The 12474-nt window shown below is 37.3% G+C and carries 11 protein-coding genes and 1 pseudogene; all 12 read left to right on the forward strand.

Features of this window, described 5'->3' with window-relative positions; translation table 11 throughout:
- The first annotated feature begins 215 nt into the window (after window positions 1–215).
- The 12 genes and pseudogenes from CD001_RS11625 to CD001_RS11675 all read left to right on the forward strand — a co-directional run bounded on the left by CD001_RS11625 (window position 216) and on the right by CD001_RS11675 (window position 12055).
- Entirely contained in the window at window positions 216–1205 is a 990-nt protein-coding gene (locus tag CD001_RS11625) for a LacI family DNA-binding transcriptional regulator (RefSeq protein ID WP_096187895.1), read from the forward strand.
- A 113-nt stretch (window positions 1206–1318) separates the two neighbouring features.
- Window positions 1319–2266, forward strand: coding sequence for a substrate-binding domain-containing protein (locus CD001_RS11630; protein ID WP_096187896.1), 948 nt, complete (start codon window positions 1319–1321; stop codon window positions 2264–2266).
- A gap of 149 nt (window positions 2267–2415) precedes the next feature.
- Window positions 2416–3930, forward strand: coding sequence for a sugar ABC transporter ATP-binding protein (locus CD001_RS11635; protein ID WP_257009793.1), 1515 nt, complete (start codon window positions 2416–2418; stop codon window positions 3928–3930).
- Window positions 3923–4888: an ABC transporter permease gene (locus CD001_RS11640; protein WP_096187897.1), complete on the forward strand. Its 966-nt coding sequence runs from the start codon at window positions 3923–3925 to the stop codon at window positions 4886–4888. Before CD001_RS11635 ends, CD001_RS11640 begins: the two co-directional genes overlap by 8 nt.
- A 12-nt stretch (window positions 4889–4900) precedes the next feature.
- The gene (locus CD001_RS11645) at window positions 4901–5914 is read left to right on the forward strand and encodes a Gfo/Idh/MocA family protein (protein WP_096187898.1); all 1014 of its coding nucleotides are present in this window, start codon (window positions 4901–4903) and stop codon (window positions 5912–5914) included.
- Window positions 5915–6020: 106 nt separating this feature from the next.
- Window positions 6021–6645: pseudogene (locus CD001_RS11650) on the forward strand (DUF993 family protein); the annotation flags it as partial.
- 57 nt (window positions 6646–6702) lie between these two features.
- On the forward strand, window positions 6703–6864 hold the full coding sequence (locus tag CD001_RS26910; protein WP_257009794.1) for a hypothetical protein: 162 nt from the start codon (window positions 6703–6705) through the stop codon (window positions 6862–6864).
- On the forward strand, window positions 6839–7207 hold the full coding sequence (locus tag CD001_RS11655; RefSeq protein ID WP_257009795.1) for a sugar phosphate isomerase/epimerase family protein: 369 nt from the start codon (window positions 6839–6841) through the stop codon (window positions 7205–7207). The genes CD001_RS26910 and CD001_RS11655 overlap by 26 nt, the downstream gene beginning before the upstream one ends.
- Window positions 7208–7527: 320 nt before the next feature.
- Window positions 7528–8067, forward strand: a complete 540-nt coding sequence (locus CD001_RS11660) for a GNAT family N-acetyltransferase (protein ID WP_257009796.1) — start codon at window positions 7528–7530, stop codon at window positions 8065–8067.
- Between the two features lie 232 nt (window positions 8068–8299).
- Window positions 8300–9718: an alanine/glycine:cation symporter family protein gene (locus tag CD001_RS11665; RefSeq protein WP_096187899.1), complete on the forward strand. Its 1419-nt coding sequence runs from the start codon at window positions 8300–8302 to the stop codon at window positions 9716–9718.
- Window positions 9719–9944: 226 nt separating this feature from the next.
- Complete coding sequence (locus CD001_RS11670; protein WP_096187900.1) at window positions 9945–10517, forward strand: tyrosine-type recombinase/integrase; 573 nt, start codon at window positions 9945–9947, stop codon at window positions 10515–10517.
- A 23-nt stretch (window positions 10518–10540) separates the two neighbouring features.
- On the forward strand, window positions 10541–12055 hold the full coding sequence (locus CD001_RS11675) for a potassium/proton antiporter (protein WP_096187901.1): 1515 nt from the start codon (window positions 10541–10543) through the stop codon (window positions 12053–12055).
- Window positions 12056–12474 lie beyond the last annotated feature (419 nt).

Here is a 12474-nt window from a genome sequence, read left to right on the forward strand (position 1 = left end):
AATCCCTCCCATTAATGAAAGCGCTTAATGTAAACCGTTACATAATATGTTAAGCAAAATGTAGTTCAAAATCAATGGAAATAGTAGAAATATTTGAAAAAATACCGATAAAAATGTATATTGACAAATAAATCTGAAAATTCTATAATTATTTTTGTAATCGATTACATTTTGATTACATACTTAAATAATAACAATTGAAAGAAGGATGCGTCTTGGCAAATATTCAACAAGTAGCTCAAAAAGCTGGAGTATCTGTAGCTACCGTTTCCAGAGTATTAAATAATAATGCGACCGTTTCACCGAAATCAAGACTTAAAGTTGAAGCGGCAATTAAAGAATTAAATTATGAACCTAGTATGTTAGGCCGAAATCTGAGAAATTCAGAAAGTCGTCTTTTACTTGTGTTAATCCCTAGTATTTCAAACCCTTTTTATACAAAGATTATTAACGGCATTGAAGACACAGCAATCAGCAACAACTATAATATTCTCCTTTGTGAAACTGACTCTAACCCTCAACGAGAAAACATTTACTTCAATATGGTAAAAAATAAACTAGCTGACGGGGTTATTTCGATGGATCCAGCAGTAAATATGCAAAAGCTGAACGAGTTAGCTGAACAATATCCAATTATCCAATGTAGTGAATATGAAGAAGGTGGCTGCATTCCTTATGTCACGATTGATAACGATGTAGCAGCGTACAACGCTGTTAAACATTTAATTAAATTAGGTCATGAAAAAATTGCGCTTATTAATTCTGATGAAAAGTTTTTGTATGCTCGCCAGCGCAGGCAAGGGTATGAAAGAGCTCTTCAGGAGTTTAATCTGTCGATTAGAAAGGAGTGGATATATAATACGGAGCATTTAGAATTTGATAACGGTATTCAGGCAATGAGAAAACTTCTTCAACAAAAGGAGAGACCAACTGCGGTATTTGCTGTTTCTGACACATTAGCGATAGGAGCGTTAAAAGAATTAAATGTAAGCGGGTTAAAAGTTCCGGACGATGTTGCTGTTGTAGGATTCGATAAAATTAGTTTTTCAAATATGACGAATCCAACGCTCACTACGGTTTCCCAGCCGATGTATAAAATGGGCTGCACAGCTGCAAACATGCTTATTAATAAAATTAAAGGAAACAAAGTCGAAAATATTATTTTAGATCATGAGTTAGTCATTCGTGAGTCAACTATGGGATAGCATTACCTGAGACTGGCGAACCGATATTAAAATCGATTTAATATCGGTCAGTTAGCCTCATATGAAAGCGTTTACGTTGGGGTAAATATACTAAACAAAGGGGAGAGGTTTAGATGAAGCGTTGGTTATGTTTAATCGTTTTCTTAGTCGTTGTTGCAACAGGATGCTCTGAAAGCAGTTCTGGCAGTGATGGGGAAACAGTTTTAGGACTTGCATTGCCATCTGCCACACATGGATGGATGGGGGCACTCATACAAAATGCTGAGGACCAAGCGAAAGAACTTGTTGAAGATGGCACGATTGATGACTACGTTTTTACAACGGCAGATAGCCCGTCTTCACAGGCTAGTAATGTTGAAGATTTAATTGCACAAGGTGTTGATGCAATTGTGATGCTCCCGATTGAATCTGATGCATTGTCTCCAGTGGCGTTACAAGTTGAAGAAGCGAATATTCCTCTTGTTATCGTTGACCGTGAACTAACAAATGATGCGGCTACAGTTGTCGTTAAAGGTGACAATAAAGGGATTGGGATTAACGCAGGTGAATATTTCGTTGAACAATTAGGCGGCAGCGGAAAGGTCGTTGAAATTACAGGTCCATCCAACTCAGTAACTCAACAGAGAAGTGATGGATTTTTAGAATCCATTGAAGGAACAGATATAGAAATTATCGCCTCTCAATCTGGGGATTTTTCAACGGAAACGTCATTACAAGTGATGGAAAATATTTTAACGGCACAACCTGAAATTGATGCTGTTTATACTCAAGATGACGGAATGGCGTTAGGAGTCATCCAAGCGATCAATGAAGCAAATCGAACGGACATCCAGTTCGTTACAGGTGCTGCAGGAAGTAAAGATGTTTATGACATTATTAAAGAAGACGGTTTAGTAACGGCAACTTTTCTCTACTCTCCTTTAATGGTGAAAGACGGTGTCATCATTGGAGCTGATTTAGCAAATGGCGAAGAGCCCGAAAGTGAAGAAGTCATTATTCCAGCTACTCCAGTTACGATAGAGAATGTTGATGACCATTATGATCCAGATGCAGCATTTTAATTTGTAATAGGGAGTTTATTAATATCTCTTATTAAATAGGATGACAGCTGATTGTAAAACGGAAATACGATAGATGCTTGGCATTTATCGTATTTCTCAAAGGAGAAAAATATATAAAATTTCAATCTCTCGATTGGGGGAGGAGAACGGTGGAACGAGAAAGTATATTAGAGATGCTTAAAATCCAAAAGTCTTTTAATCAAGTAGAAGTTTTACACAGTGTTGATTTCATATTAAATAGAGGAGAAATCCATGCTTTATTAGGAGAAAACGGTGCTGGTAAATCAACACTTATGAATCTTTTAGGTGGTGTCCATCAACCTGATAACGGCAAGATAAAATTAGAAGGACATATAGTCAAAATGGAAAGTCCGCGTATTTCACAGGAACATGGAATTAGTTTTATCCACCAGGAACTAAATGTTGTATCAGACTTAACAGTATACGAAAACATGTTTCTCGGAAGTGAACTTCGTAACAAATGGGGCTTTCTAAATATTGATGAAATGTGCAAACAGACAGGCGAAGTTCTAACGAAGCTAGGAGTGAACATTAGCCCTAAAACGTATGTAAGAGACCTAGATACCTCTTACAAACAATTGATTGAAATAGGAAAGGCATTATTGCAGGACTCAAATATCATTATTATGGATGAACCGACAAGTTCATTAACAGACAATGAAGTAAATCGCCTCTTTGACATTATGCGCTCCCTAAAAAATTCAGGTGTTTCTATCATTTATATCTCTCATAAATTAAAAGAAATTCAAGCTGTTTGTGACAAATTCACAGTGCTGCGTGATGGCTATCGCGTAGGTCATGGAAAAATAACGGAGACTGATTTAGAAGCCATCACACAACTAATGGTTGGAAAAGCAGTATCATCTGACAATTTTTATCATGAAAAAAATGACGGTGAACCTGTTTTAACAGTAAAAGAATTAACGAGTGACGGTCTGTTTAAAAATATTCATTTTTCAGTATCAAAAGGTGAAGTAGTAGGATTTACTGGTCTTGCCGGAGATGGCAGAACCGAGTTGTTTGAAAGCATTTTCGGTTTTCGGAATAAATATCGCGGTGTGATTGAAGTGAATGGTCGGGCTGTAAGAATGAATCATCCGCAAAAAGCCGTTCGTGCTGGAATTGGACTTGTACCAAAAAATCGCAAAGAAAATGCGATCGTAAAAGATTTAAATGTCATTGAAAATATGAGTTTATCATCGCTAGGGCACTTTGAATCGAACGGATTTATTCGTTCAAAAAGGGAAAAAAACACGTTCAAGCATTATAAAGAAAAATTAAATATTAAGGTACACAATCCAAATGTAACGATTGATTCACTTAGTGGCGGGAATCAGCAGAAAGTCGTAATCGCAAAGTGGCTCGAAGTAGCAGGGGATATCTTAATTTTTGATAATCCAACACAAGGGATTGATATTGGCGCTAAAAATGAAATTTATCAACATATTATGAGTTTAGCGGACCAAGGAAAAGCAATTATTATTCTCTCTTCAGAAGCTCCAGAAATTCTTAGAGTATGCGATAGAGTCAATATTATGTTCCAAGGTGAAATAACGGGACGATTTCATCGTGAAGATTTAACAGAGGAAAAAATGATGGAATACGCAACCGGTTCAAAGAGGGAGGCGGAAAGCGTTGGCTAAAATACAAATAGATGACCATCAACCGAGTAAAATATCGAAATTAAATTGGGTTTGGAGCGAGTATAGTGTTGTTATAGCCTTCATCATGATTTATATTTTAGCAGCAATTATGAATGATCGTTTTCTGCTTCTTCAAAATCAGATGAATATTTTAATGCAAGTATCAACAATTGGCATTATCGCACTTGGAATGACTCTTGTCATGTTATCTGGAGGGATTGACCTTTCTGTCGGTTCGGTGCTGGCAATGGTTGGTGTTTTCGCTGTATTATCTTTAAATGCAACTGAAAGTATTTTCGTTGCTATATTAACAGCTTTAGCTGTCGGAACGGCTGCTGGGTTTCTTAATGGTTTACTTGTTGCAAAAGCGAAAATTGCTGCTTTTATTGCGACACTCGGGATGATGGCTGGAGCCAGGTCAATCGCATTATACAATGCTAATGGCGGGAGTATAGCCAGTGAAGTGGGAGGGTTTACGAAAATCGCAAATACAAAGCTCGGTATTGTATCCTTACCGATTATTATCTTCCTTTTCTTAACATTTGCTGTCTATATTTTAATGAAAAAAACAAGGTTTGGCCGTTATGTTTATGCAGTCGGCAGTAATGAAAGAGCAGCTCTTTTATCTGCAATCCGAGTTGACCGAATTAAAATAGGCGTTTATACATTGTGTGGATTTTTAGTTGGTATTGCAGCGATTATTGAGACTTCAAGGTTGAATTCTATTTCTTCCTCTAGTTCAGGAAATTTATATGAACTTGATGCAATCGCTGCTGTCATTATCGGTGGAACTAGGATGACTGGCGGGAAAGGAAAAGTGATCGGCACTTTATTTGGGGTATTATTGCTAGGTGTATTAAACAACACGATGAATTTAATGAATATTTCTCCACACCTTCAAGGTCTTGTTAAAGGATTAATTATTATTGTGGCTGTATTTTTTCAAAAAAGGGATTAAGGAGGACCTAACGTGAAACAAATAAATGTTGGAATCATTGGATGCGGCTCGATTACGAGGTTTCGTCATGCTCCAGAATACAAAGCTAACCGATACGTAGACCAAATCATTTTCTACGATCGTCATATAGAACGTGCGCAAGCACTTGCAAAAGAGTTTGAAGGTCGAGTAGCTGAAAGAGTAGAAGAGCTGTATGAAGATCCAACGATCGTGGCCATTAGTGACTGTTCCTCAAATGAGGCTCATCATATTCATACTACGAATGCGCTACGTCATAATAAACATGTTCTTTGTGAAAAACCGTTAGCGATTAATGTTACACATGCTGAAGAGATTTTAGCCGCTCAAAGGGAGTCAGGGAAAAAGTTAATGGTTGATCATAATCAACGTTTTACGAAAGCGCATCAAAAAGCAAAAGAGATTATCGACTCGAGAGAATTAGGGGACGTGCTAACTTTTAAAACATCTTTCGGTCATAAAGGACCTGAAAACTGGGGCGTAAATAAATCGAATTCAACGTGGTTTTTTAAAAAAGAACGATCTTATTCTGGCGTAGCTGGTGACCTGGGCATTCATAAAATCGATTTAATTCACTTTTTATTAAATGATGATATTGAGGAAGTGTACAGTTTTTCTGGAGCACTAGATAAAGAAAATGAAAAAGGAGAACGAATTGGAGTTTGTGACAACGTCGTTTGCGCATTAAGAACGAAGAAAGGAAGGTTAGGAACAGCTTCTTTTTCATGGACTTATTACGGTGCAGAGGATAATTCAACAACAATCTACTGTCAAAAAGGGGTTATTAAAATTTATCATGACCCTCTCGACCAGCTAATTGTTGAAACGAAGGATGGCGAGTTAAAAAAATACCAACTTGAACCTATTCAGACAAATGATAACCAAACGAGCACGGGAGTGATTGATGCTTTTGTTGATGCGATCATCTATGATAAAAAGCCTAGTGTGACTGGTGAAGACGCCCTTTCTTCCCTAAAAGTAATTGAGAAGATGCTCAGTAATGAATAGGATAAAACGGATAAAAGGATAGAACTCCCTTGGTCGTTTGTGCTGAGGGATTCTTTATCGTGATCGAAATAATGAGTAAGAAATAGCCAAAAAGGTAGAAGGATTACAAGTATCTGAACCGGTTATTATCCATTGGCTTGGAGAGATGTTTGATCCTGCACTAAGAAATTATTGGGGACACTCTCATCTAGATGAGGCGATGGATCTATGTCTGGAAGTAATCCGGAAAAATCAAGATAAAATTGATGGCATTAAAATTTCCCTCCTTGATGACGAGAAAGAAATTAAAATGTTAGGCTTCTACCTATAAATGTAAGGATGTATACAGGTGATGATTTTAATTACCCTTCCCTTATTAAAGGAGACGAACATGGATACAGTGATGCACTCCTTGGTATTTTCGATGTAATTGCTCCAGCTACTTCCGCTGCCATGCATGCATTGGATGCAGGAGATATGAGGACATATGATGCTCTATTAGAGAAAACCGTTCCATTATCGAAGCACATTTTTGAAAAACCGACTTACTCTTACAAAACCGGAAATGTCTTTATGGAATTTTTAATGGACACCAAACTCATTTTCGGATGGTAGGTGGAGCAGAAAGTGCTCGTTCGATCATTCATTTATCAGATCTCTTTGTTCTAGCAGATCGAGCAGGCTTATTTGAAGATCCTAAATTGGCAGCTAAGCGTATGAAAAGTGTATTAGCTATAAGTGGGATCGAATAGAGGGTTTTGAATCATGTAAAGAAATGTTCGAGTAATGTTGAAAAGGGGAGTGGTGTTTTGGATAACTTTCAAAGGTTGAGTCTCAATCAAATCACGACTGAGCAATGGAACGTAAAAGAGGCTATTAATGGTTGTCAGCGAAGCGGAATACCGTACATTGGGATATGGAGACATAAAATAAAAGAATATGGCTTTGAAAAAAAAACAACTAGTACGTGATTCATATATAAACGTTTCAAGTTTATGCCGTGGCGGAATGTTTCCTGAGGGATCAAGACAAAAATTCAAAGAAAATATTGAGGAGAACAAAAGAGCAATAGATGAAGCAGCAGAATTGGGAGCGGAAGTTCTCGTATTAGTTTGCGGTCCGTCTGCAAATAAAGACATTATAACAGCGAGAAAACAGGTGGAGGAAGGGATTCGAGAAATTCTTCCATACGCTATGGATTATGGGGGAAAGCTAGGGATTGAACCATTACATCCGATGTATACTGACGACAGATTTACTCATGAGCCGAGGAATGATGGGAGACGGTGTTATCCAGTTGCGTCAAATACGTAAAGCAGTGGAAACTTCAAATTATTTAACCGAATGCTAAGTGACAGGCACTTCCCGAATATTGTCGAATATTTTAGGTTGGTTGGAGAGAACTGGCCAATAATGACTGAAAAATGGCTCCAGTCAATGTTTTTATATTTTCTTGTTTTTTGCACAATCAACCCCAATATAAAAACCTGATAAATAAGAAATGGCTCTCACTACGGTGAGGGCCTAACTTTTTAACTGTTTTCTTGTTTCCTCAGTCTCTGTATTAATGGAGGAGACAGAAGTTTGTTTAATTGGTATGATCATTTAAGGAATGGTTAGAGGGGGATTTGCACATGATGAGAATAAAGATAGAGAAATTATGTAAGGAACATAAGAAGCGATTATTTGATTTTGAAAGAGAGAATCGGTCTTATTTTGAAACGATGGTACCTGGAAGGGGAGATAAGTATTATACAGAAGACGGTTTTCAATCTACTTTAGGTGAGTTATTAAAAGAGCAAGCAGAAGAAAAATCATACTTTCATCTCATTTTTGACAGTGATGAAAATTTGGTCGGAAGAATTAATTTAATCGACGTAAATAAAGAAGGGACTCAATGCGAATTAGGATATCGAATCGGAAAAGGTTACATAGGAAAAAAGGTTGCAACGAATGCTGTTAAAGAAATCTTAATTAAAGCTGCTCGAAGTTATGGGATTGAAAGCGTTCAGGCGAAAACGACAACAAATAATATTGCCTCGCAAAAAGTGTTAGAAAACAATGGATTTAACCTGCTTAAAGTAGAGGGTGAAAAATTTGAATTTTTAGGAGAAGCTTGTTCATTTGTACATTATGAATGGCGGTCTCAGACACAATCGAAAGACACGTTTTAATAACGAAGACTTCAAAATTAGACTCGTGGAGTTCATTAAATATAGAAAACAAGTGAGAATATCCAGGCTTTACGAGAATATAATTGGATGGTGATATATGGAATAGTTAAAGGTCTTTTCAGTCGATCTCATTATATATTTCATATTGCAATGTTGTTCTGTTTTTGCGAAAATGTTGAATATCTTTTATACTGCTATATTTTACATCATGACTTTCAAGGAGGATTAAAGCATGTTCTTAGATGGAGTAAATTGGATCGTTGATTATGGTAATGAGCTGCTTTGGGCGTACATATTAATTGCTTTATTACTCGGATTAGGGCTGTATTTTACAATTCGAACGAAGTTTATGCAGTTTCGTATGTTTGGGGAAATGTTTCGCGTTATTACTGAGAAGAAAGATAGTGAAAATGGAATATCATCCTTTCAAGCATTTACGATTAGTACCGCATCCCGAGTAGGTACAGGGAACTTAACCGGTGTTGCTCTTGCTATTGCAATTGGTGGGCCTGGAGCGGTATTTTGGATGTGGCTCATTGCAATTATTGGGATGGCGACAGCTTTTATTGAAAGCACTTTAGCTCAAGTGTATAAAGTAAAAGATGGTGATCAATTCCGTGGTGGACCTGCTTATTACATGGAGAAAGCTATGAATAAACGCGGACTTGGAATCGTTTTCGCTATTTTACTCACTTTATGTTTTGGTTTTATATTTAATTCTGTTCAAGCAAACACAATTACACATGCATTTGACGATGCTTTCGGAATTGAGCCGCTTGTGTTAGGAATAATTATTGTTGTCGTTGCAGCGATCGTCATTTTTGGCGGAGTAAAACGAATTGCGAAAGTAACACAAGTCGTCGTACCTGTGATGGCAGTGTTGTATTTAATTCTTGCATTTTACGTTGTCATCACGAACCTTACTGAAATTCCGGCTGTCTTTACGCTGATCATTCAAAATGCTTTCGGTGTAAATGAAGTACTCGGTGGAGGAATCGGTGCTGCAATCATGCAAGGTGTGCGCCGTGGTCTCTTCTCAAACGAAGCAGGTATGGGTAGTGTTCCAAATGCAGCGGCAACAGCGAATGTTAGTCATCCTGCAAAACAAGGACTTGTTCAAAGCTTAGGCGTATTCTTCGATACGATTATTATTTGTTCTGCAACAGCATTTGTCATATTATTAACTGATGTTTACCAGTTAGGTGAAAGTGAAGGGATTGCTTTAACACAATCAGCAATGGCGACTCATGTCGGAGAATGGGCTCCATACTTTGTAGCAATCGCAATCCTTTTCTTCTCATTCAGTTCGATTATCGGGAACTACTATTACGGTGAAACGAATATCGAGTTTATCGGCAACAGTACAGCTTGGTTAAATGTGTACCGTGTTGGTGTATTGATTATGGTCATGTTTGGTGCACTAGCTGAAGTTAGTATCGTTTGGAATATGGCAGACTTATTTATGGGATTGATGGCCACGCTCAACTTAATTGTCATATTCTTCATTGGCAAAGTAGCATTTGATGTGTTAAATGACTATACAAATCAACGATCAACGGGGAAAAATCCAGTATTTTACGCGAAAAATATTCCTGATTTAAAAGGAACCGAATGCTGGGGGCATTCTGAGGAACAAGGTAAAAATAAATAATATGACGAAAGAGCAGGCTTCTGTTTGAAGTTACTGCTCTTTTTTTGGTCTTTTCGTTTTCTTTGCTGTTATTACCTCGAGTTGATTGCGAGTTTCATGGATAGAAATAAATCTCCAGTAGCGGGTGCCGGGCACCGAAGAATATAAATTCATTTATAAGCATATGAGTAGAATGTTACATAACCCTATGATAAAATATTGTTATGTAACATAGGAGGTCGACTCAATGGAATATGTTGAGCCAATAAGAGATATAGCAAAAATTAAAGAAATAAAGAATATTCTTCTGAAAAAATCGCTACGAGATTATACGTTATTTGTGCTTGGCATTAATACAGGCTTAAGAAGTAGTGAATTGCTATGCTTAAAAATATCAGAAGTTTATGATTTTGATCGTGATTGTGTAAAAGAATTTTTATGTCCAGAATCACGGAAAGATAAAGCTTACTCAGCTTTTTACTTAAATGATCAAGTGAAAGAAGCGTTAATCACTTATATAAAAAACACCTCTTTCTCCTCTAGCGACTTTTTATTTAAATCGGCAAAGAGTTACAGTTCTCCGATCACAAGACAGCAGGCATATCGAATCATCCTTCAGGCAGTACGTGATGCTGGAATAGAGGACAAAATTGGGACACATACTTTACGAAAAACATTCGGTTATCATGCGTACCGTAAAGGTGTTGCGATTTCTTTACTGCAAAAAATCTTCCATCATACAACAAAAGCAGAAACACTTGCTTATATTGGAGTTAAGTCAGTCAAACAAAATGATGTTCGTGTCGATGTCAACTTGTAATAAAAAGGAGGCGATAATGATTCATGTTTGAAAATGTCATTAATACAGATTCTCTTATTTTACTCCTTGCATTGTTTTTAATTATCGGAGTTATAACAACGAAATTCTCAACGAGAATCGGTGTCCCTGCCCTCGTATTGTTTATTATGTTAGGAATGATTGCTGGAAGTGATGGCCTTGGAATCATTTATTTTGATAATGCTTCATTAGCTCAAGCAATCGGGATCCTCGCACTTATCATCATACTTTTTGAAGGTGGTTTATCGACTAAATGGACGACGATTAAACCAGTCATGCTGCCATCAATCCTGCTCGCTACTGTCGGTGTTATCATTACGAGCTTTGTAGTAGCAGTTGCCGCAATCCTCGTACTAGATGTTTCTTGGAGAGAAGGGTTACTTTTTGGAGCAATTGTTGGCTCCACAGATGCAGCAGCTGTATTTGCAGTATTGAAAGGTCAAAATATTAGCCAAAGATTAGGTGCTACACTCGAGGCTGAATCAGGTACAAACGATCCGATGGCAATGTTTTTAACGTTAGCGTTCATTGAATTACTCCTCATAGAAAGCAAAGGACCGCTTCTGTTAATCACTTCGTTTTTCTCACAAATGGGCTTTGGACTTTTGATTGGCTTCGGACTTGGCTGGTTTGCTTCATGGGCGATAAATCGAATAAACTTAGATTCGAGTGGTCTTTATCCGATCTTTGCGCTTAGTTTTGCACTATTAACTTACGGTACTGCGACAATCATTGGAGGTAGCGGCTTATTAGCCGTTTATGTCGCTGCACTCGTAATCGGAAACAACGACCTGACATACAGGCATTCAATATTCCGGTTCAATGAAGGCTTTGCATGGATGATGCAAATTCTCATGTTTATTATTCTCGGACTTCTTGTATTTCCTGGACAGCTGCTAACAATCGAAGTCATTGTCAGTGGACTTACTTTGTCATTCGTATTAATTCTTATCGCCCGTCCATTAGCTGTCTTTATTTCTACAATTGGTTTGAAGTTTACATTAAAAGAACGAACATTATTATCATGGGCTGGCTTGCGTGGAGCTGTACCGATTGTATTAGCGACTTTTCCGATGATAGCTGGGCTTGAAAATGCGCAAATGTTCTTCAATGTTGTCTTTTTCGTTGTTTTGACTTCCGCATTAATACAAGGCTCAACGATTACACCTTTTGCGAAAAAATTAGGTCTAACTGGACCGAAAAAGGTGACACCGATTCATTCACTGGAACTCGTTTCAATTGGTCAAGCAAATGCTGAAATCATTGAGTATCAAGTGAATGAAGAGGCGAAAATCGTAGGAAAAACATTAGCTGAAATTACGTTTCCGAAAGATGTGCTTATTAACGCGATTATAAGGAACGGGGAATTGATCACGCCGTACGGTGAAACGATCATAGAGAAAGAAGACATATTATATATTCTCGTTTCACAAAAAAGAATGAAAGAATTAAAAAGACTGCTTGGAGAAACGAATGAGCAGAAGAAGGAACCAAAAAAAGGCAAAACACCTTATTCATAGATGGTAGAGGATGTCTCAAAAGTGAAATTAATGAGGGTGTCTCTAAAAGCATATCAATGTGCTTTTGGAGACACTCTTTTTTAAAGCTTATTCGTGAAAAAATGAAGTTTATTCCTGATTTTTTTCGTTTTATTCGCGAAAAATGATGGGGTTATTCGTGAAAAATCGGCTTTTATCCTTTAAAAATCCGTGTTTATCCGCTAACTAGAATCATTCTAAATCAAACTTGTTTCACCTCACCACCTAGATTCCCCTCATAGAATGGTATGACACCATTCGTTTGTGGAAACTTCTTTAACGACAAGCAATTCCATTCACGGGGCACTTTACGTTTTATACATAAAGCCGATTATTCTCATTCATGAAATAATCATTGGTTAATGAAGACTGTTAGAAGGAATGATAAGAGTAGAATGTAT

Origin of the sequence: Evansella halocellulosilytica, assembly GCF_002335745.1 — a bacterium.
GTDB classification, from domain to species: Bacteria; Bacillota; Bacilli; order Bacillales; family Salisediminibacteriaceae; genus Bacillus_CA; species Bacillus_CA halocellulosilytica.

Excerpts from the sequence above, each read along its gene's own strand:
- CD001_RS11630 (WP_096187896.1), top strand. The coding sequence starts at position 1,319 with ATGAAGCGTTGGTTATGTTTAATCGTTTTCTTAGTCGTTGTTGCAACA.
- CD001_RS11670 (WP_096187900.1), top strand. The coding sequence starts at position 9,945 with ATGGAATATGTTGAGCCAATAAGAGATATAGCAAAAATTAAAGAAATA.
- CD001_RS11675 (WP_096187901.1), top strand. The coding sequence starts at position 10,541 with ATGTTTGAAAATGTCATTAATACAGATTCTCTTATTTTACTCCTTGCA.
- CD001_RS11665 (WP_096187899.1), top strand. The coding sequence starts at position 8,300 with ATGTTCTTAGATGGAGTAAATTGGATCGTTGATTATGGTAATGAGCTG.
- CD001_RS11660 (WP_257009796.1), top strand. The coding sequence starts at position 7,528 with ATGATGAGAATAAAGATAGAGAAATTATGTAAGGAACATAAGAAGCGA.